Origin of the sequence: Nocardia seriolae NBRC 15557 (assembly GCF_007990715.1) — a bacterium.
GTDB classification, from domain to species: domain Bacteria; phylum Actinomycetota; class Actinomycetes; order Mycobacteriales; family Mycobacteriaceae; genus Nocardia; species Nocardia seriolae.
This window is the reverse complement of the sequence record NZ_BJWY01000024.1, coordinates 1-20121: the sequence shown is the minus strand read 5'-3', so window position 1 is coordinate 20121 and position 20121 is coordinate 1. Positions and strand designations below refer to the sequence as shown.

Annotated in this window: 17 protein-coding genes and 2 pseudogenes; 7 read left to right on the top strand and 12 right to left on the bottom strand. The window is 68.7% G+C overall.

Annotated elements, in window-relative coordinates:
- Nucleotides 1–54: 54 nt before the first annotated feature.
- The 5 genes from NS2_RS10450 to fadD11 form a co-directional block, all read right to left on the bottom strand.
- Nucleotides 55–708, bottom strand: coding sequence for an enoyl-CoA hydratase-related protein (locus NS2_RS10450; protein WP_033087243.1), 654 nt, complete (start codon nt 706–708; stop codon nt 55–57).
- Nucleotides 709–727: 19 nt separating this feature from the next.
- A complete protein-coding gene (locus NS2_RS10445; RefSeq protein WP_033087242.1) occupies nt 728–1324 on the bottom strand; it encodes a TetR/AcrR family transcriptional regulator in 597 nt (198 codons plus the stop codon).
- A gap of 39 nt (nt 1325–1363) precedes the next feature.
- Nucleotides 1364–2071 (bottom strand): hypothetical protein, encoded by a 708-nt coding sequence (locus tag NS2_RS10440; RefSeq protein WP_147207142.1) that lies wholly within the window; start codon nt 2069–2071, stop codon nt 1364–1366.
- Nucleotides 2072–2110: 39 nt separating this feature from the next.
- Nucleotides 2111–2878, bottom strand: coding sequence for an RNA polymerase sigma factor (locus NS2_RS10435; protein ID WP_143161334.1), 768 nt, complete (start codon nt 2876–2878; stop codon nt 2111–2113).
- A 295-nt stretch (nt 2879–3173) separates the two neighbouring features.
- A complete protein-coding gene (gene fadD11 / locus NS2_RS10430; protein ID WP_033087239.1) occupies nt 3174–4982 on the bottom strand; it encodes a fatty acid--CoA ligase FadD11 in 1809 nt (602 codons plus the stop codon).
- 253 nt (nt 4983–5235) lie between these two features.
- Between fadD11 and NS2_RS10425 the strand changes: the two are divergent.
- Nucleotides 5236–6342, top strand: a pseudogene (locus tag NS2_RS10425) (MFS transporter); the annotation flags it as partial.
- 275 nt (nt 6343–6617) lie between these two features.
- On the opposite strand, the gene NS2_RS10420 reads toward NS2_RS10425, so the two are convergent.
- Both NS2_RS10420 and NS2_RS10415 read right to left on the bottom strand, forming a co-directional pair.
- A complete protein-coding gene (locus tag NS2_RS10420) occupies nt 6618–7505 on the bottom strand; it encodes an SGNH/GDSL hydrolase family protein (RefSeq protein ID WP_052086250.1) in 888 nt (295 codons plus the stop codon).
- 605 nt (nt 7506–8110) lie between these two features.
- The gene (locus NS2_RS10415) at nt 8111–8773 is read right to left on the bottom strand and encodes a DUF4232 domain-containing protein (protein ID WP_033087238.1); all 663 of its coding nucleotides are present in this window, start codon (nt 8771–8773) and stop codon (nt 8111–8113) included.
- 352 nt (nt 8774–9125) lie between these two features.
- Between NS2_RS10415 and NS2_RS10410 the strand changes: the two genes are divergently transcribed.
- Both NS2_RS10410 and katG read left to right on the top strand, forming a co-directional pair.
- The gene (locus NS2_RS10410) at nt 9126–9566 is read left to right on the top strand and encodes a Fur family transcriptional regulator (RefSeq protein WP_033087237.1); all 441 of its coding nucleotides are present in this window, start codon (nt 9126–9128) and stop codon (nt 9564–9566) included.
- A 37-nt stretch (nt 9567–9603) separates the two neighbouring features.
- A complete protein-coding gene (katG, locus tag NS2_RS10405) occupies nt 9604–11796 on the top strand; it encodes a catalase/peroxidase HPI (RefSeq protein WP_096490583.1) in 2193 nt (730 codons plus the stop codon).
- 92 nt (nt 11797–11888) lie between these two features.
- Here katG and NS2_RS10400 read toward each other — a convergent pair whose 3' ends face one another.
- From NS2_RS10400 to mmuM, 3 genes are all read right to left on the bottom strand, one after another.
- A complete protein-coding gene (locus NS2_RS10400; protein WP_033087235.1) occupies nt 11889–12410 on the bottom strand; it encodes a hypothetical protein in 522 nt (173 codons plus the stop codon).
- Nucleotides 12411–12504: 94 nt separating this feature from the next.
- Nucleotides 12505–14529 (bottom strand): heavy metal translocating P-type ATPase, encoded by a 2025-nt coding sequence (locus tag NS2_RS10395; RefSeq protein WP_033087234.1) that lies wholly within the window; start codon nt 14527–14529, stop codon nt 12505–12507.
- Nucleotides 14530–14605: 76 nt separating this feature from the next.
- Nucleotides 14606–15499, bottom strand: coding sequence for a homocysteine S-methyltransferase (gene mmuM / locus NS2_RS10390; RefSeq protein ID WP_033087270.1), 894 nt, complete (start codon nt 15497–15499; stop codon nt 14606–14608).
- A gap of 43 nt (nt 15500–15542) precedes the next feature.
- On the opposite strand from mmuM, the gene NS2_RS10385 reads away from it, so the two are divergent.
- Nucleotides 15543–16394 carry an alpha/beta fold hydrolase gene (locus NS2_RS10385; protein ID WP_033087269.1) on the top strand — a complete coding sequence of 284 codons (852 nt, stop codon included), beginning with the start codon at nt 15543–15545 and terminating at the stop codon, nt 16392–16394.
- 42 nt (nt 16395–16436) lie between these two features.
- Here the strand turns inward: NS2_RS10385 and NS2_RS10380 are convergent, their stop codons facing one another.
- Entirely contained in the window at nt 16437–17183 is a 747-nt protein-coding gene (locus tag NS2_RS10380; RefSeq protein ID WP_033087233.1) for an SCO6745 family protein, read from the bottom strand.
- Between the two features lie 79 nt (nt 17184–17262).
- Nucleotides 17263–18003 (bottom strand): RNA-guided endonuclease InsQ/TnpB family protein, encoded by a 741-nt coding sequence (locus tag NS2_RS10375; RefSeq protein ID WP_052486596.1) that lies wholly within the window; start codon nt 18001–18003, stop codon nt 17263–17265.
- A gap of 69 nt (nt 18004–18072) precedes the next feature.
- On the opposite strand from NS2_RS10375, the gene NS2_RS10370 reads away from it, so the two are divergent.
- From NS2_RS10370 to NS2_RS10360, 3 genes and pseudogenes are all read left to right on the top strand, one after another.
- Complete coding sequence (locus NS2_RS10370) at nt 18073–18783, top strand: metal-dependent hydrolase (protein WP_033087232.1); 711 nt, start codon at nt 18073–18075, stop codon at nt 18781–18783.
- 51 nt (nt 18784–18834) lie between these two features.
- A pseudogene (locus NS2_RS10365) lies at nt 18835–19029 on the top strand (phosphoribosyltransferase); the annotation flags it as partial.
- Between the two features lie 470 nt (nt 19030–19499).
- On the top strand, nt 19500–20048 hold the full coding sequence (locus tag NS2_RS10360; protein WP_033087231.1) for a hypothetical protein: 549 nt from the start codon (nt 19500–19502) through the stop codon (nt 20046–20048).
- The last annotated feature ends 73 nt before the right edge of the window (nt 20049–20121 follow it).

Below are 20121 nucleotides of genomic sequence, written 5' to 3'. Positions count from 1 at the left end.
CGCCGGCCCGCCGCGGGTGATCGGGCCGGGCGGCGCGGGAGTGCGGGTGTCGGGTCAGGCGTCGGCCAGGGCGGCGACGGCGGGGGCGAACATGGTGGACTTGATCGCCGTGAGAGTCGCCTGATCCTTGGCCCCGATCGGGCCCAGGATGCCCAGCGCGGCCGCGGTGAGCGTCTCGGCCTCGGCGGTGGCGTCGACCAGGTCGACGGCCAGGGCGTCGGGGCCGCCGTAGCGGCGGGCGGTGGTCATGGCCGCGATGGCGGTCTTCGGGGTGAGTTTGGCCTGGATGAGCGCGGCCATGCCGCGGGTGAACGGGATGCGGATGTCGGCTTCGGGGAAGCAGAAGAATCCGCGGTCGGCGCGCATGACCCGGTAGTCGTGGGCGATGGCGAGCATGGCCCCGGCACCGAAGGCGTGCCCGTTGAGCGCGGCCGCGGTCGGCATGGGGAAGGTGAGCAGGCGCGCCAGCAGCGACTGCACCTGCGCGACATACCATTCGGCGCGTTCCCCGTGCGCGGAGAGCCAGTCCAGATCCAGTCCGTTGGAGTAGAACTTGCCGGTGGCGGTGGTGATCAGGGCTTGGCTGCCGTCGGCGAGAACGGTGTCGAGGTGGGTGCCGATCTCGGTGAGAAGCTCGGGGGCGAAGCGGTTCTCGGTGTCGCCGAGGTCGAGCACGGCGATCTTGTCGTGGTGGGTCAGGGTGGGCATGGGTGTCCTTCCGGGGTGTTCAGGCCGGTGCGGGCCCGAGGTCGAGGACCGCGCGGACCGCGGCCTGCAACTGGTGGCGGGCGGTGGGATCGGTGAGCCGGTCGCGGGCGAGCAGGATCGCTGTCGGCAGGTCGACCAGGCACAGGGTGAGGGTGTCCACGGCGCGCGCGTCGGCGCGGTCCCAGAGCCGGCGCGCGAGGGTTTTCATCAGTTCGACCAGGGTGGTCTGGGTGGCGTCGAGGTCGGCGCGCACGGTGTCGGGCAGGTCGGCGCCGAGCAGGTCGGTGCGCCGGATCCGGAAGACCAGTTCGGTCGAGCGCGGGTGGCGGGCGGCGAATTCGGCGGGTGCGTCGGCGGCGGCCAGCACCGCGGCGACCGGGTCCCCGGCGTGGTCGACCAGTTCGGCCTGCACGGCCAGGAACCGGCGGGCGGCGCGAATCCAGGTGCGCCCCAGCAGTTCTGCCCGCGAGCCGAAGCTGTGGTAGAGCGCCCCGTTGGAGATGCCGGTGGCGGCGGCGACCGCGCGGATGGTGACCGCGGCGGGCCCGCCGTCCACGGCCAGCGCCTCGGCGGCGTCGAGCACGAGATCGGGGTCGTGGATGCGGGGGCGGGCCATGCACCGACCATAACAGAGCAAGTGCTCTGTTATGGAGGGTCAGTTTCCGCAGCCCCGGTCGGTCAGCGCGCTCAGCGCCCGCGCAACCCGCCGCGCCAGGCTGCGCTCCCGCCCGGGCACCACACACGCCACCACGCCCGCGACCACGGCCACGCTCACCGCGCCGGCCTGCCCCGCCGTCACGCCCAGCACGATGAGCGCGCACACGAACACGAAGCACATCCCGACCAGCGCGACCACACTCAACGCGACCTGCCATGTCCACGAATGCTGTTGCGCCCCGGCCGATCCGGTCACCGCGGCCCCCACAGATCCGGCCTGGGCCGTTTCGGCCGTCTCGACGGTGTGGGCGGGTCCGGTGCCGGGCGCGGCGGGGTGGGCCGGGGTGGTGTCGAGGATCATGCCCAGCAGGGCTTGGCCGCGGGTGAAGCGGCGCTCGGGCAGCCAGCTCAGTTGCCAGTCGGCGTCGTCGGCGGCGCCGGGGACGCGGTAGGCGAATTCGGGGGTGTGCACCGATTGCATGGCTTGCTCGCTGATGTGCAGGCGGCCGGCGTAGTGGCGTTGCAGGTGCGGGTCGAGGCCGTGGGCGAGGTAGCGGGCGCGCCGGGCGGGTGCGTGCCCGCGCGTGGCGGGGATGCCGGCGCGCACGGCCGCGGCGCCGGGGCTGCCGAAGGAGGAGTGTTCGAGCAGTTCCTCGACGCGAGCCGCAGGTGTTGCGCCCCTGTGGTGTTGGCTGTCGTACAGCACGGTTGCTCCCGGTGGTGGATTGGGTGGGTGGGCGCCACGTCATCGTGGGTTGCGCGCGAGCCGCGCGATCCAGTCGTGGCCGGCCATAAAGGCCGACCAGCGGCGTTCGACGGTGCGGGCGCTGGATTCGCCGTAGATTTCGGCGATTTCGGCGTTGGTGAGCCCGGTGGCCTTGCCCCACACGATGTTGCGGTCGCGCCCGGACAGCTGGGCCAGGCGGTGGCGCAGGTGGTCGCGGCCGGTGAGTTCGCGCACGGTGTCGTGGGTGGCGTAGTGGTCGGATTCGGGGCGGGCGGCTTCGTGGCGGGTGACGGCTTGCACGGTGCGGTGGTGGCGTTGCTGGGCGCGGCGTTGGAGGCGCAGTTCGTCGAGGAAGGCGTAGAGGCAGCGGCGGGTGAGGTAGGTCGTCATGGCGGCGCCGCCGGGTTGCCAGCCGGTGCCGGCCAGGGCGCGGCGGCGGAAGTCGTGCAGGGCGACGGCGACGGTGGCGTCGGCGAGGTCGTCGCGGTAGTCGTCGTCGAGGGCCAGCCGGTGCAGTTCGGCGGGGGTGAGTTCGGCGCGTACGCCGATGGCGCGCAGTTCGGTGCGGATGTGGCCGGTGGCCAGCCAGGCGCGCATCACCCCCAGGGCGTAGCGGGCCATTTCGGTCTGGGTGTACTGCCAGGCCGGGCCTGCGAAGCCTTCGTCGCGCAGTGGCGCGAACAGGGCGGTGTCGGCGGCGGCGCGGATGTGCGCGGCCGGGTCGGGGCGGGTTTCCGGTTCGCTTGTGGCGTCGGGGATTTCGCCTGCCGGGCGGATGCTGTTCACGGTTCCCACCCCCTGGATACGTCGAACATGACGGGCCTGCCTTCCACGGTGCGCCGTGGTGGTCGACCCCGGTGGCGCCGTGCTGGTGCTGATATCCCGGTTATACGCACACCCGTCCCGCGTCCCCCGGCCCGCGCGCGCACCGTGGAGCGCATCGCCGATTTCGATTGGGCCGCACGGTATTTCAGCAGGTCACACGGCATTCCCGCAGGCCGCACAGCATTCCGGCCGCGCCCGCCCGGCGGGGGCGGTCGCGGCCGGGTGGCGACGGTGCGGGTCAGGCGGCGAGTGCGGGTCAGGCGGTGGGTGCGGTGTCGGGTTCGTGCACGCCTTCGGCGAGTTCGGTCTCGTACATGCGGTCGATGTCGGTGGCGTATTTCTCGGCGATGGGTTTGCGGCGCAGTTTCATGGTGAGGGTGATCTCGTCGCCGCCGGGTTCCCAGAAGGTGGGCAGGATGGTGAAGCGTTTGATCTGTTCGACGCGTGAGAGCCGCGCGTTGCCGGCGGCCACGCCGCGGGCGATGTCGGCGATGACGGTCTTGTCGGCGGCCAGCGCGGCCGCGGAGGCGTCGGTCAGGCCGTGCTGGGCGGCGTAGGGGCCCGCGGATTCGGCGTCGAGGACGATGAGCGCGGTGTTGTAGGGCCGGTTGTCGCCGATGGTGACCAGGGCGCCGATGAGGGTGGTGGCGGCCTTGACGGTGTTCTCGATATTGGCCGGGGACATGTTCTTTCCGGCGGAGTTGATGATGAGTTCCTTCTTGCGGTCGACCACCCGCAGGTAGCCGTCGGCGTCTTCGGTGATGATGTCGCCGGTGGCCAGCCAGCCGTGCACATCGAGGGCGTCGGCGGTCTTGGCGGGTTCCTTGCGGTATTCGCGCATGACCAGCGGCCCGCGCACGAAGTATTCACCGTCCTCGCCGATGCGCGATTCGAGCCCGGGCAGCAGCTTTCCGACGGTGCCCAGCCGGGCCTGGCCGGGCGGGCTGACCGACACGACGCAGGTCAGCTCGGACATACCCCACACCTCGGAGATGGGGATGCCCAGCCCGTAGAAGAATCCGAGGGTTTCCGCGGGGATGGGCGCGGCACCGGAGAGCGCCCATTTGATTTGGTCGAGACCGATTTTGGCGCGCAGCGGGCCCAGTACCGCGGCGTCGGCTTTGTCCCATTCGGCGGCCTGGGTGTCGTCGAGGGGCACTCCGGCCAGCTGGGCGGTCGCTTTGCGGGCGGCCACGTCCATGGCCCAGTCCAGGGCGGCGCGGCGGGCGGGGTCGGTTTCGGCGGTGATCGAATATTCCACGGCCGCTTTGAGTTTCTCCCACACCCGTGGCACCGCGCCCCAGATGGTGGGGTGCACGTCGGCCAGGGCGGCGGGCAGCTGGGTGCGGTCGGGCACGACGGTGATCTGGGTGCCGAAGTATTCGTGCAGGTACAGGTTGGTGACCCGGTCGGCCATGTGCGCGGTCGGCAGGAACGAGGTGATGCGGTCACCGAATTCGACGGGCATGACCGAGGCGTAGGCGCGGCATTCGAATTCCAGGTTGGCGTGGGTGATCTCGACGCCCTTGGGGTTGCCGGTGGTGCCGGAGGTGTAGCAGAGGGTGACGATGTCGTCGGGTTCGATCGCGGCCCAGGTGGCGTCGAAGTCGAAGTCGTTGCGCCCCAGCTGGTGTAGTTGCGCCACCGAGATGCTGCCGGGGGCGGGGGCGTCGACGCACACGATGGTTTGCATGGGTATCCCGGCCGCGCGGATACGGTCGACGTATTGGGCTTCGCAGATCACCACCCGGTTGCCGGCATTGGCGAACACGTAGTTCAGCTGCTCGGGTGAGAGGGTGTTGTACACCGAGAACGAGGTCGCGCCGGTGTGCTGGGCGCCGACTTCGAGGGGGTAGAACTCGACGCGGTTGGCCATCATGAACGCGACGGTGTCCCCGCGTCCCACCCCGAGTGCCGCGAGCCCGGCGGCGGTGGCGCGCACCTGTGCGGCGTAGTCGCGCCAGGTCAGGGTGTGGGTGCCGCCGATATCGCGGACGGCGATCGCGTCGGGGTCGATCGCGGCGGTCGCCTGGAACGCGGCCGGGGCCGTATTGGGTTGGTTCATCGCAGTTCTCGCCTCCACTGTCCACCGAAGCCTTCTCAGACGGTAAGGCGCGGGACGGGTTCCGCGTGGGTGTTTGGACCGGTTCGGGGCGATCGTCCTAAGGGAGCGTTAGGAATCGGCCCGATCTCTTGGGAGCGGGTGTGTCGGGGGCCACAGTGGAGCCCGGATGTGATGAGGCATTCGCGGTGAGCGAGGGAGAACGACTGTGAGCAGGACACACGCGCCCGGGGAGGCCCGGGTGGTGGCGAACGTGATGCGCGGCTCGATCGGCAACCTCGTCGAATGGTAGGACTGGTATGTCTATGCGGCGTTCAGCGTGTATTTCGCCAAGACGTTCTTCCCCGCCGGGGACGCCACCGCCCAATTGCTGTCCACCGCCGCGGTTTTCGCGGTCGGATTCCTGATGCGCCCGATCGGCGGGTGGGCGCTGGGCCGCTACGCCGACCGGTTCGGGCGTCGCAGCGCGCTGACCCTGTCGGTGACGGTGATGGCGGCCGGTTCGCTGCTGATCGCGCTGACACCCTCCTACGCCTCGATCGGGCTGGCGGCGCCGGTGATCCTGCTGCTGGCACGGCTACTGCAGGGGCTCTCGGTGGGCGGGGAGTACGCGACCAGCGCCACCTATCTGTCGGAGGTGGCCTCGGCGGGGCGGCGCGGGTTCTATTCGAGCTTCCAGTACGTGACCCTGGTCTCGGGTCAGCTGGTCGCGCTCGGGGTGCGGATCGTGCTGCAGCAGGTGCTGACCGGCGCGCAGCTCTCGGCGTGGGGGTGGCGCATCCCGTTCCTGATCGGGGCGGCCTCGGCGGTGATGGTGACGCTGTTGCGCCGCGGCATGGACGAATCCGAATCCTTCCGCGCCGAGACCGCGGAATCGGGTGCGGGACAGGCGGGTTCGGGTCGGGGGTCGCTGGCGGTGCTGGCGCGCTATCCGCGCGAATGCCTGCTGGTGGCGGGTCTGACCCTGGGTGGCACGGTGGCGTTCTACACCTACACGACCTACATGCAGAAATACATGGTCAACACCTCCGGGATCGCGAAGTCGACGGTGGCGTGGATCAATTTCGTGGCGTTGCTGGTGTTGCTGCAGCCGATCGCCGGGGCGCTCTCGGATCGAATCGGGCGGCGCAAGCTGCTGATCGGGTTCGGGGTGGCGGGCACGATCGCCACGGTGCCGATCATGACGCTGCTCGGGCACACCAGAAACCCGGTGGCGGCGTTCACGTTGATGCTGGCGGCGCTGGCCGTCATCACCGGCTACACCTCGATCAACGCGATCGTGAAGGCCGAGCTGTTCCCCACCCGCATCCGCGCCCTGGGTGTCGGTCTGTCTATCACGCGTTCGCGCTGCTGGTTTCGCGGGCGGCGGCGGGGTCGGGGGTGTGGATAGACGTGCTGGTCACGGCCGGGTCCCTCGACAATCTGGCGTTGCTGGCGCGCGGGGACGCCGATATCGCACACCTTAGGGCAGTGCGGACCGATCCGCAGTACAGCGTGACGGGGTCACACCACCATCGGGCGTCACAGTGACGAACAAGCCTGGGGGAGTGGCGAATCGGCGGGGGAGCGCGGCAAGTCCCGGCGCGCGGCGGCTGCGCTGGCGCGGGGTCCACATGTGAGCCACACACCGCGGCGCGGTCAGCGGTGGGCCTGCGTGTAGATGCCCGCGGCTACGACCTCATCGCCGTGAGGGGTGGGGTGGAAGGGAATCGCGCCCGGTTCCCGCGGGTCCTGATAGTCGTTGATCCACGACTCGACCGAACACAATCCGTGGCCCGCCGTCGCCGCCCGCGCGTCGTAGAAGTCGACCGCGAGCAGCCGCGCCGCCTCCCGCTGCGCCTGATCGAGCCGGTTCACCGCGTTGATCGCCGCCCGCCCGCGCGGCTGCGTGAACCGCGCCGCACCGAACGCGTCGAAGCACACCGAATCCTGACCGGTGCCGAACAATTCCGGATATCCGACCAGCACGATGCGCGCGTTCGGGGCGTAATACTTCACGTAGGTGACCACACTGCGCAGCCGTTCGGCATAGCGCTCGCCGGTGACCTCACGCGTATCCAGCCCCCGGTCGGGCACCGCGGCCTCGGCCCCGCATCCACGAATCAGGTCCAGCACGCACTGTTGCAGTGCGTACCACATGGTCGTGGTGTTCTCGCCCCATCGATCATTGAGCCCGAACTGCAAGGCCACCAGCTCGGTTCGCGGCCCGAACGCCCCGGCCCGGGCGGCGTGTTCGGCCTCCGAGGCGGCGGTGCGGGTCGGCGGGGTGACGATCGATGCTCCCGGGCAGGACACATCGAGGAAGTCCGCGGTCCCCGCCACCCCCAGCGCAGCGCCCAATCGCGTGGGCCACGACGTGCTCCCGTGCGCGCAGTCCTCGGCCTCCGAATCCACCACCCACGCATTGGCGCTGAACGAATCTCCCAGCACCACCACCTGTTTGCCCTGCGCGGGAGCCGCCGAGACCGCGCCCAGCCCGCTCGCCGAAGCAGCGACCGCCAATACCACCGCGACCCAGGACCTCATCGCAAACCTCACGCAACACTTTGAAACGAACATATTTCATCCAAGGGTGAGTCTAGGCAGCATCCCCACGCCCCCGCGGCGGTCCGCCCGCATTTCCGCCCCCCAATTCCTCGCCCCCTGAACCCTGGGGCCCGCCGCCGGGCCCTCGCAACACCTCGAATGCCGCGAATCCGGCCCGACGGCAACAACTTCCACCATCCAGCCAGCCCACCTCATTACGTCACTGTGACGCAATGACCGGTCAGGGGGAGTCGCAGGGGAGTAGCCGACCGACAACCCCGGCACGCCCGAGCCCTGAATCCGAGCCGCATTCAGCCGATCCGGCCAATATCGGAAAATTTCCACCAAAGACCGGATAAGCCAAAAAATTTCATTTCAGCCCTCGCATGGCATCCACGGCATCGGCGAGGGCGGAACCCGGCGCGGGGGAATCCGCGAGCCCGCAGCGCCCCGGACCCGGCGAGCCGAGCGCGCGCACGTGAACACCGCATGCGCACAACATCTTTCAAGATCATTCCCGATGCCGTAACCGCGCCGATAATCAAAATTATGTCAAGTTGAGTGTGGAGGGCCGTCCCCGACAACGGCCACACAACTCCCCTCCGCTACGCCGGGGTGACGGCTCGCACGACGAGCATGCGTTGCGGGCTCGGGCAGATCAGGCTGTCCCAGGGCAGCCACATGGATTCGGTGTTGTCGGGCGGGTAGACGCGCAAGGTGTTGGTGCGCAGGGCGGCGCAGTCGTTGACCTGTTTCGGGTAGGTGATGAATTCGAACTCGGCGGCGGCACCGGGCGCGAGGACGACCGGGGTGGGCTTGGGGGCGCCGGGGCCCTGGTCGCGTTCGGCGGGTTCGCCGACGGGGTCGCCGGTGGGGCCGTTGGTCTGGGAGATGCCGGGGAATCCTTGGATGACACAGGTTTTGGAGCTCTGGTTGATGAATTTGAGGAACCAGTCCCCTCCCACCGGGCCGCCGCGGCCCTTGTCCAGAACGATCTGGAGGGTCACGCACTTGGGGACGGCGCCATTGCCCGGTGTCGTCGGATCGGTCACGGGCGCCCCGGCATTGTCCCCGTCGTGGTCGATGCCTCCCGGAGTCGAACCGCCGGGCTGCGTCGCCTGCCCCGGCTGCGTCGCCTGCCCGGGTTGGGTGGTCTGCGCGGCCGGGGTGGTCGACGCGGGTCCCGTCGTGGTGGTCGGGTCGCACCCGCTGACCGAGATGGCGACACCGGCCCCGAACGCGGCGACAATCACTGACTTGATCCGCATGAGATCCCCTCGAGTTCGGTACTGCAACCGTTCGTCTGCAAACAGCACATCGAGCCCTCCCCGACCCCGTTACTTCCCGGTACGAGCGAAAGTTTGCGTAATCGCCTGCGGTTCAGCGCAGTTCGTCGTAGCCTTGCGCGAAACCCCCTGCTCCGGGCACCTGCCGGCAAAGCGTTAACACCGCACCGGCGTCACTGGTGCCCCAGAAAGTGGGGGCCGGTCGGTGCGGCTTCTCCCCCGCGGCCCGCGCGGTGAACCGACCCGCGATCGATGTCGTGGTCCAGAGCGGGATGCCTCCGACATGAGCGATCAAGACTTGATTCATTCCAGAAAAACGGGCAGAGTGTGGGTTGTGCCCACGCCTACGGATTTCGAGCGCATATTGCGCGGGGCCGCCTTGCGTGTGACCGCACCGCGGCTCGCGGTGCTGACCGCGGTACACGAGCACCCCCACTCCGACACCGACTCGCTCCTCGGTTTCGTACGCGAAAACCTCGGCGGGGTCTCCCACCAGGCCGTCTACGACGTCCTGCGGGCCCTGACCAGTGCCGGACTGCTGCGCCGGATCCAGCCCATGGGCTCGGTCGCCCTCTACGAGACCCGCGTCGGCGACAACCACCACCACGTGGTGTGCCGCTCCTGCGGGCAGATCGCCGACGTCGACTGCGCCGTCGGCGACGCACCCTGCCTGACCGCCTCCGACAACCACGGGTTCGCGCTCGACGAGGCCGAGGTCGTCTACTGGGGCCTGTGCCCCGAATGCTCGAAAACAGCGGCAACACAACAGAAGTAGCGGCCACAATTCGTGGTCGACAGCCCCGATCACCGACATGGAAGGACATATCGTGACTGAAGCCACTACCGGCGGCTGCCCCGTCGCGCACGACCGCCAGACCGACCCGGCCGAAGGCGGCAGCACCAACCGCGCCTGGTGGCCCAACCAGCTCAACCTGAAGATCCTGCAGAAGAACCCGGCCTTCGCCAACCCCATGGACGAGGGCTACGACTACGCCGCCGAGTTCGCCACCCTCGACCTGGCCGCCGTCAAGGCCGACATCGTCGAGGTCATGCACACCTCCCAGGACTGGTGGCCCGCCGATTTCGGCCACTACGGCCCGTTCTTCATCCGCATGTCCTGGCACGCCGCCGGCACCTACCGCGTGCAGGACGGCCGCGGCGGCGCCGGAGCCGGCATGCAGCGCTTCGCGCCGCTGAACTCCTGGCCCGACAACGCCTCCCTCGACAAGGCCCGCCGCCTGCTGTGGCCGGTCAAGAAGAAGTACGGCAAGAAGCTGTCGTGGGCCGACCTCATCGTCTACGCCGGCAACGTCGCCCTCGAGGACATGGGCTTCGAAACCTTCGGCTTCGGCGGCGGCCGCGTCGACCAGTGGGAGCCCGAAGAGGACGTGTACTGGGGCCCGGAGACCGAATGGCTCGGCGACGCCCGCTACACCGGCAAGCGCGACCTCGAAAACCCGCTCGCCGCGGTCCAGATGGGTCTGATCTACGTCAATCCCGAAGGCCCCAACGGCAACCCGGATCCGATCCTGGCCGCGGTCGACATCCGCGAAACCTTCGCCCGCATGGCCATGAACGACGAGGAGACCGCCGCCCTGATCGTCGGCGGCCACACCTTCGGCAAGACCCACGGCGCCGGCCCGGCCGACAACGTCGGCCCCGAGCCCGAGGCCGCCCCGCTCGAGGAGCAGGGCCTGGGCTGGGTATCCACCTACGGCACCGGCGTCGGCAAGGACGCCATCACCTCCGGGCTGGAAGTCACCTGGACTCCCACCCCCACCAAGTGGGACAACTCCTTCCTCGAAACCCTCTACGGCAACGAGTGGGAACTGTCCAAGTCCCCCGCGGGCGCACACCAGTGGGTCGCCAAGGACGGCCAGGCCACCATCCCCGACGCCTTCAACCCGGCGATCCGCTGGCTGCCGACCATGCTCACCACCGACCTGTCGATGCGCATGGACCCGATCTACGAGCAGATCACCCGCCGCTGGCTCGAGCACCCCGAAGAGCTGGCCGCGGCCTTCGCCAAGGCCTGGTACAAGCTCACCCACCGCGACATGGGCCCCAAGGTCCGCTACCTCGGCCCCGAGGTGCCCGCCGAGACCCTGCTGTGGCAGGACCCGATCCCGGCCGTGGACCACGAGCTCATCTCCGACGCCGACGCCACCGCCCTCAAGGCCAAGATCGTCGAGTCGGGTCTGACCGTGGCGCAACTGGTTTCGACCGCGTGGGCGGCCGCCTCCTGCTACCGCGGCTCGGACATGCGCGGCGGCGTCAACGGCGGCCGCATCCGCCTGCAGCCGCAGGCCGGCTGGGAGGTCAACCAGCCCGACGAGCTCGCCCAGGTGATCCGCGTCCTGGAAGGCATCCAGGCCGGCTTCGGCAAGCCCGTCTCCTTCGCCGACCTGGTCGTGCTGGCCGGTAACGCCGGTATCGAGCAGGCCGCCAAGGCCGCCGGCGTCGACATCGAGGTCCCGTTCCGCGCGGGCCGCACCGACGCCACCCAGGAGCAGACCGACGTCGAGTCGTTCGCGGCGCTCGAAACCGCCGCCGACGGCTTCCGCAACTACCTCGGCAAGGGCACCACCATCCCCGCCGAGTACCTGCTGCTCGACAAGGCCAACCTGCTCACCCTCTCCGCCCCGGAGATGACCGTCCTGGTCGGCGGCCTGCGCGTGCTCGGCGCCAACCACGGCGGCTCGCAGCAGGGTGTGTTCACCGACGAGCCGGGCGTGCTGTCCACGGACTTCTTCGTGAACCTGCTCGACATGTCCACCAAGTGGTCCCCGGTCGACGCCGACAACTCGAGCTACAACGGCACCGACCGCACCACCGGCGCCCCCAAGTGGACCGCCTCCCGCGTCGACCTGGTCTTCGGCTCCAACTCCCAGCTGCGCGCCCTGGCCGAGGTCTACGCCGAAGACGACTCCAAGCAGAAGTTCGTCAACGACTTCGTCGCCGCCTGGACCAAGGTCATGGAGCTCGACCGCTTCGACCTGGCCTGATCCCGACGGGAGGACCGGCACCGCGCCGGTCCTCCCCCGGAACCGACAAGGTGTCCCGCGAACCGAATCCGGCTCGCGGGACACCTTTTCCGTCACCACCCGGCCTCCCGCACCTCCACCCGGCCGTGGAAGCGCTGACCGATATCCCCGCCGTCATGGTCGTAGGCGGCCATGATGTCGGCCAGCTCGGCACGCACCAGCCGCAACGCCTCGGATTCGACACCGGGCCCCGACCAGCCCCACGTCGGCGGGACGTGCGCGACAAGGATCCGAATGCCCGCGTCGAAGGGAGTGTCCACCGTGTAGGTGATCCCCTCCGGCGCGTCACGAATCGCATTGCGGGCGGCCAGTTCTCCCGGCACCGCCGCATCGGCGAAGACCCGCGCCAGCGCGATATCCTCCCGGATCATGTCCGCGAGGCGCGAAAGCCCCGCATGCCGCCCACCGCGGGAATGCCGCTGCCCGTAGCTGCGATCCCCGGCCGTCGGGCGGGCCCGACCGGGGTTGCCGAGAATCCGGTCCAGCAGGCGCTGCGCCGCCGCCCGTTCGGCCGCACCGGTCCGCGGATGTTCGATCAGACTGCGCAGCCGTTGAATTCGGCTCTCCGCGGCCACGTGCTTCCATTCCGACGCCTTCGACCTCCGGTCATGCCAGTGCCCCGGGTCGCGATGCCATGACCGGCAGCGTGACCCGGGGCCTCGGGTGGGCTCAGGCGGGGCGGGGTTCGTGGGCGATGCCCGCGTGCTCCGCACCGCGGCGGAAGCGCAGCAGCCGTAGCGCGTTCGCGACCACCAGGAGAGTGGAACCCTCGTGGATGAACACCGCCGGGCCGATCGGCAGGCCGATCAGGGTGGCGGGGACCAGGGCCGCGACGATCACCAGCGCGACCGTCAGGTTCTGGCGGATGATCGCCGCGGTGCGGCGGCTCAGGGCCACCGCGAAGGGCAGGCGGCCGATGTCGTCGGACATCAGGGCCACGTCGGCGGTCTCCAGGGCGACGGCCGATCCGCCTGCACCCATCGCGATTCCGACCGAGGAGTTCACCATGGCGGGCGCATCGTTCACACCGTCACCGACCATGGCCGTGCCGCCCTTAGCGTTCAGGCGCGCGATCATCGACACCTTGTCCTCGGGCAGCAGGCCACCGTGGGCGGCATCCAGGCCCAGACCGTCGGCGACCGCGTCGGCCACCCGCTGATTGTCACCGGAGATGACGACCATATCGGTGATGCCCAGGCCGCGTAGCTGTTCGATCACGGAAGCCGCCTCGGCGCGCGGGGTGTCCATGACACCGAGCACACCCAGATAGACGCCGCCGTGGCGCACGATCATCGTGGTGCGGCCCAGCGCGTGCAGCCGGTCCACGGTCGCGGCGACCTGCTCCGGCACACCGGCGGGATCCAGCTCCTCGAACATCGTCAGATTGCCGATCTCGGTGGGGTGGCCGTCCACCCGCGCCGTCACACCGCGGCCCGTCACCGAATTGACCTCCTCGGCAACGCTTTCCGTACCGGAGGCGACCTCGCCGGCCAGATCACGGGTGATCGCCGCGGCCAGCGGATGATCACTGAAGGACTCGACGGCCACCACCGTGGTCACCAACCGCTCCCGCAGCTCGGGCCGCACCGGCACGATGTCGGTGACGCGGGGCTGACCCCAGGTCAGGGTGCCCGTCTTGTCGAACGCGATCGCCTTGACCCGGCCCAGCGACTCCAGCGGCCCACCACCCTTGGCCAGCACGCCCGCCTGCGCCGCCCGCGCCACCCCCGCGAGCACCGCGCTCGGGGTCGCGATGGCCAGCGCGCACGGGCTGGCCGCGACCAGCACCACCATGCCGCGATAGAAGCTGTCCGCGAACGGCTCCGACAACGCCAGCGCACCGAATCCGATCACCGTCAGCACACCCGCGATCACGGCCGGGACGTACACCAGCTGGAAGCGGTCGATGAAGCGCTGGGTCGGCGACTTCTGGGTGTCGGTGTCACGAACCATGGCGATCACCCGCGCCAGCGTCGAGTCCTCGGCGCGATTGGTCACCAGCACCTCGAGCGCACCCGAACCGTTGAGCGTGCCCGCGAACACGCGATGCGACTCCGACACGGGGCCTCGGCCCGCCACGGCGGCCTGCGCGTCGGCGACCGGTTGCTTGTCGACCGGCATGCTCTCCCCCGTCACCGACGATTCGTCGATGGCGGAAGTACCGGCGACCACGATCCCGTCCGCGCTCAGCCGCGAATTCGGCAGCACCACAACGGTATCCCCGACCCGCAGGTCCGCCACGTCGATCTCCTCGACCCGGTCGGGACCCCGGCGCACCAGCGCCGTGCGGGGCTCGAGTTCACCCAGCGCCGCGATCGACCGCTCGGCGCGGCTCATGGCGTATTCCTCGAGCGCGTGGCCGAGGCTGAACAGGAACAGCAGCACCGAACCCTCGGCCCACTTCCCCACCGCCGCCGCACCCACCGCGGCCACGAGCATCAGGAAGTCGACCTCGAAGCGGCCGCGCCGGATGGTCTCGACCGCCGAGCGGACGGTGAAGAAGCCACCCAGCACGTACGTCGCGAGAAACAGCGTCGTCGGCACCCACCCCGGAGTGTCGAACAGATACTCCGTCGCCATACCCGCGGCGTAGGTGATGCCGGATCCGATCGCGAAGCCCATCTCCGCGCGCGGTGCCAGCAGGCCGTCGCCGTGCCCATTCTCGGCTTGCCGGTTGTTCGCTGTGGTCTCCATACCTGTGAGAATAACTTAGTTACATGCGCATGTCTGCATGTGTTTATTCACGGAAGGTGTGTGAGATTCGACCGATCTATCCCGCAGCGCAGGCCGCCGCGAGCCGCTCGATATCGGCGGGCCGCACCCGGCAGCAGCCGCCCACGATGGCCGCGCCGAGACCCGCCCACCCAGCGGCCCGCGCGACCGAAAATTGGGACTCCCCCACCCAGCGCCGATGCTCGGCGTCCCACTCCTCCCCGCTGTTCGGGTATACGATCACCGGCTTGCCCGTGATCTCCCGCGCCAGCGTCACCGCCGCCGCCACGTCCCCGGGCGCGCAGCAGTTCACGCCCATGGCCACGATCTCGCGCACCTCGGCCGCGAGCGCGAAGGCCGCGCGCAGGGACTGCCCGGCCCGGGTCCGCTCTCCCGCGATGGTGTAGCTCAGCCATGCGGGCACCCCGCTACTGTCGAGCAGCCCGGCGAGCGCCTCGGCCTCGTCGATATCCGGGATGGTCTCCAGCGCAAGCACATCCGCCCCGGCCTGGGCCAGCACCTCGAGCCGCGGCAGATGCCAGCGCTTCAACGCCGCGATCGAAAGCCCGTAGCGGCCGCGATATTCCGAGCCGTCGGCCAGCGCCGCCCCGTAGGGCCCGACCGAGGCGGCGACCCAGCGCTCCCGGCCGTCGTCGAACTCCGCGCGGGCCGCACCCGCCAGCTCCACGCTGCGTCGCAGCAGCCGCACACCCTGATCCCGGTCGATGCCGCAGGCCGAGAATCCCTCGAAGGAGGCCTGATAGCTCGCGGTCGTCGCGATCACCGCTCCGGCCCGGAAGTAGGCGGCATGCACGGCCCGGATCTCATCGGGCGCGTCCGAGAGCAGTCGCGCCGACCACAATTCGCCGGACAGGTCGTGACCGCGCGCCTCGAGTTCGGTGGCCAGCCCGCCATCGGAGATCAGCACCTCGCCCAGTGGAACTCCGAACACGACCACCGGCCTCCAAACTGAAACCTGTTCTATGTTGGATGGCGTGGATGTCACCTACGAGAACACCCGACGCGAAATCGCCACCGACAAAGGCGTCCTGCGCTACCACGAGGCCGGCGACGGCCCACCCCTGATTCTGCTCCACGGCTCCGGAATCGGCGTGAACGGCTGGCGCAACTTCCGCGGCAACCTCGGCTTCTACGCCGACCACTTCCACTGCTACGTCCTGGAATTCCCCGGCTTCGGCGTCAGCGACCCCGTCCCCGGCCACCCCGTCCTCACCGCCGTCGACTCCGTCGTCCGCTTCATGGACGCCCTGAACATCGACTCCGCCGCCATGCTCGGCAACTCCATGGGCGGCGTGGTCGCCGTCAACGTCGCCATCGCACACCCGCAGCGGGTCGAAAAGCTCATCGCCATCGGCGGCGTCGGCCACAGCCTGCTCAGCGCCAACCCCAGCGAAGGCACCCGCCTGCTCTCCGAATTCGCCGACAACCCCACCCGCGAGGGCCTCGACCGCTGGCTGCGCTGCATGATCTACGACCCCAAGATGATCACCGACGACCTCGTCGAGGAACGCTGGAACGCCGCCGTCGATCCGGCCGCCCAGGCCAGCCTCAAAGCCATGTACGGGTCCGAAGCCCTTGCGCTGCAACAACAGTTCCTCGAGCACTCGCCCACCCCGCCGTACTGGTCCATGCTGCACAAGGTCAAGAGCCCGGTCCTGCTGACCTGGGGCGCCGACGACCGCCAATGCCCCACCGACATGGCGCTCATCCCGCTGCGCCAGATCCCCGACGCCGAACTGCACGTCTTCCCCAAGTGCGGCCACTGGGTCATGTACGAGGCCAAGGAAGCCTTCGAACGCGTCACCCTCGAATTCCTGCACCGTTGAACAAGACCGCGGGTGGGTACGCCATACCCACCCGCGCCACGGTCAGCGACCGCCGAACACCGTCGCCTGCGCGGCGGTCAGCAACGTCACCAACTCCTCACACTCCTTGTCGTCGAGCACCGCGAACGCGGGCGCGATCAACTCCTCGGTGATCGACTCCGCCTGCATCCACCGGCCCTTCAACTCCGCGGTGATCTCGTCGAACGGCTCCGGCCAGCCGAAATTGCGCGCCTGATCCGGCCCCTGCTTCAACGGCGACCCGGCGATCAGCACCGCCTGCAACGGCGTCAGCCCACTACCCAGCACACCCACCAGGTGCAGACCGCCACGCAGCTCACGCAGCACGTGAATCAGCTGCAGCACCAGCCCCGGCGCGTCCGAGGCCTGCGGCAGCGCCCGCCAGCCCGCGAACAGCGGCGCACCCACCGGATCGGCCGCGGCCACCACCCGCTGTAGCAGTTCGGCCAACCGACCGGCGTCCTCGAACCCGGCCAGCTTGCGGCGGCCGAAGTCCTGGCAGGCCTTCAGATATCCCTGCGCACCCGCCGCCGCGGAGGTCGAGGCGGTCGACTCCCACGCCTGGCGAATGGCCTCGGGACGGAAGAAACCGAACGCCGCGGTCACCACATCGGCATCCACATCACCCAGCACCCCGCCGCGCCCGCGCGTGTAGCCCGGCATGAAACCCGGTACTCCGGTGCTGTCGGCGAAGACTCGGGCTTCGCGGGAGAACATGAATCCCCCACCGATGGTCTGGATCTGATCCTTCACCGCGGACGCTACCGACATGTCCGTTCCTCTCTGACGACATCTCGAACACCCCATTCTTACGGGACGGTCGAGACCACCTTCCTCAGGTGTCCCCAACTCACGTCGGTGCTGGTGCCGAGTGAGTTTCGGTTCCCGCGTCATCCAGGCCGGTTCCGCCGACACCGTCATGGTGTCGACCAGCGCCTTCCCGTCGACGGGCCTTGTTGACCCGGCCTCTTGTCGAGAGGTCCGGGGATCGTGAAATGTCGTTGTGCATCGTCGCCCACACAGCAAGATTGACGGCCGCATTCGTATCGCGGTCCGCGCCGAACCCGCACTCGCACACGAATATTCGTTCGGCAAGTGTGAGAGCCGAATTGATGACTCCGCAGGAGGAGCACCGCTTGCTCGAGGGGTACCATCGATCCGCGACGACCACGGTCCCACCCCGCCACTGCTGCTTGTAGGTCAGCAGCCGCGCGAATTCACCCCATGCGGCGTCGCTGATCGCACTTGCCGATCGTCGGTTGCGAAGCACACCCGCCACATTCAGGTCCTCGATCACAAGCCGGTCGTGGGTCTTGACCAGCTTGTTCGTGACCCGATGCAGGAAATCGCGGCGAACGGCCGCGATATGACGGTGATAGCGCGCCAACCGGAGGGCCACGCGACGTCGGCGACCGGATCCTTTCTTCTTACGGGACAGCATCTTCGACAGCTGCTGTAGTTGCGAGACACCCACCGCGAGGGCCCGCGAAGGATCATCGACGCGGGCGACCTCAGCGCCCTGGGTGGTGGCGGCAACCAGGAATACCGCGAGCCCGCGGTCCACCCCGACCCACCCGCTGGAGTCCGACACCGGAAGTGCCGACTCCGCCCGCCACTCAGCCTGAAAGGGGTGTCGGTCAGATCCGCTAACCTTCAAGCGGTGCTAGGACATTCACATGCGACCAGCGGCGCGCTCGCCTGGTCGGCGGCTGCGGCGGCGCTGCCGTTCACCGTCTTGACCTATCCCGCAGTGCAATCCGGGGCCATCGGCTCCGTCGATCTGGTGATGGGAACCTTCCTCACCGCGGGCGCCGCGCTGCTGCCCGACGCCGATCACCCCTCGGGCACTATTTCCCATGTGCTGGGGCCGATCTCGCACTACGCGTGCAAGTTCATCTCGTGGATCTCCGGCGGGCACCGCCACGGCACCCACTCCTTCGCCTTCGTCGCCGCCGTCACCTACGGCACCTGGGCCGGGGAACACCTGCTCGGCCGCTGGTTCACGCTCGCGCTGGTGTTCTTCCTGCTCGCCCTCGCCATCAAGTCGCTGGGCCTGGCCCCCAGCGGTGACGGGCTCAAGTCCTACGGCACCGTCGTGATCCTCGCCGTCTGCGGCACTTTCGCCATCGACCACTGGATCAGCGACAAACCCGCCTGGCTGCCCTTCTCCGTCGGCCTCGGCGCCCTGGCCCACCTCATCGGCGACTGCCTCACCGACCGCGGCTGCCGGCTGCTGTGGCCCTTGAAGATCCGCACCCGCATCCCGATCGTCGACCGCACCGGCAACAAGGTCGAGACCATGATCCTGGTGCCGCTGTTCGCCCTCGGCACCCTCGCCCTGCTCTGGTACACACTGACCCACCACCCCTGAACCGCCTCGTATGATCCGAAGACCACCGCCGCGGGCAGAACGGAGCACAGCATGAGCGATCGCGAGGAACTGAGCTGGGAGCTATTCGGCGAGGCCAGCCGCGAGCTGGCGCACACCATCGCCGATGACGGCTTCGAACCCGACCTCATCCTGTCGATCGCCCGCGGTGGCCTGTTCGTCGCCGGATCCCTCGGCTACGCCCTCGACGTCAAGAACCTGCACGTCATGAACGTCCAGTTTGCGACGGCATAGGGAAGCTCCCCACTGGAAATCACCCGGTCGGGGAGCTTTTCCTATTGCAGGACAATCGGTTACGACTCTCAGCCCCTCCGCCAACTCATCCGGTGAGATCAGCCGGAATCTCGTTCGATCACGCTGAATTCGTGCTCTTAAACGTGCTATGCGTGCCACGGCATCAGACCCACTGACCAGGCTGTAACGTCTCCTCGAAGGCCCAACATCCTTCAGCCTCAGCCCCTCCAGCCAATCACGCCAGATGCCGCCGGAGGGGCTCAGTGCTACCCGCCCACCCAAGCGCGCTCGGTAGCCCAAATCACGCCACCGTTTTCGTAGCCGCCAATCCTCCCGGTCACTGGCCGGATCACACACCGGGCGGACACATGACCGCGAAACCCGAACACCATACGGGTTTGACATCCCAACACGCTCGCCGCCAGCCTGGACAATTGACCAGTTCCCAAGGAGAGGCCGCGACCGTGCACGACAACACCCCCAACGCGAAACCGAAGATGTCCAAGGGCAAGAAGTGGGGAATTGGCCTCGCTGCATTCCTGGGACTCGCTGCTATCGGCTCACTCCTGCCCGACGACAAGAAGGAAACCAAGGCAGAAGCAGCCACGGAAATCACCACATCCACTCAGCCGAAGGTGACCAAGGACGCCCCTTACGTGATCACCGACAACCTGAGCAATGCGCAGGGCAAACACTCCGGCATCAAGTTCGAGCCCGTCGATATCCTGCCCGCACTCCAGCAGTCCGGCGCGGCGCCGGCCGACGAGATCACCACCAACACCCGGTCCGTCATCGACTCCGGCAACTGGGCGATCGTGGCGCAGTGCAACACCTACACGGAAGGCGAGCCGTTGAAGGTGGGCGTTATCAAGGTGAGCGAATATCAGGAGCAAGGCAAGTACAACAGCACGCTCCTTGATCTCGGTTTGGTCGGTGGTGATACCGGGAAGGATTCCCCCGGCCGGATGTTCGTGGACAACTTCCACGCCTACGCCCTGGATTGCGCCGCTTAGCCATCGCCGCCGAACGAAGACCCCCGACCCGAACCATGGGTGTGGGGGTCCTGTCGTCTACGGGGTTAGTACT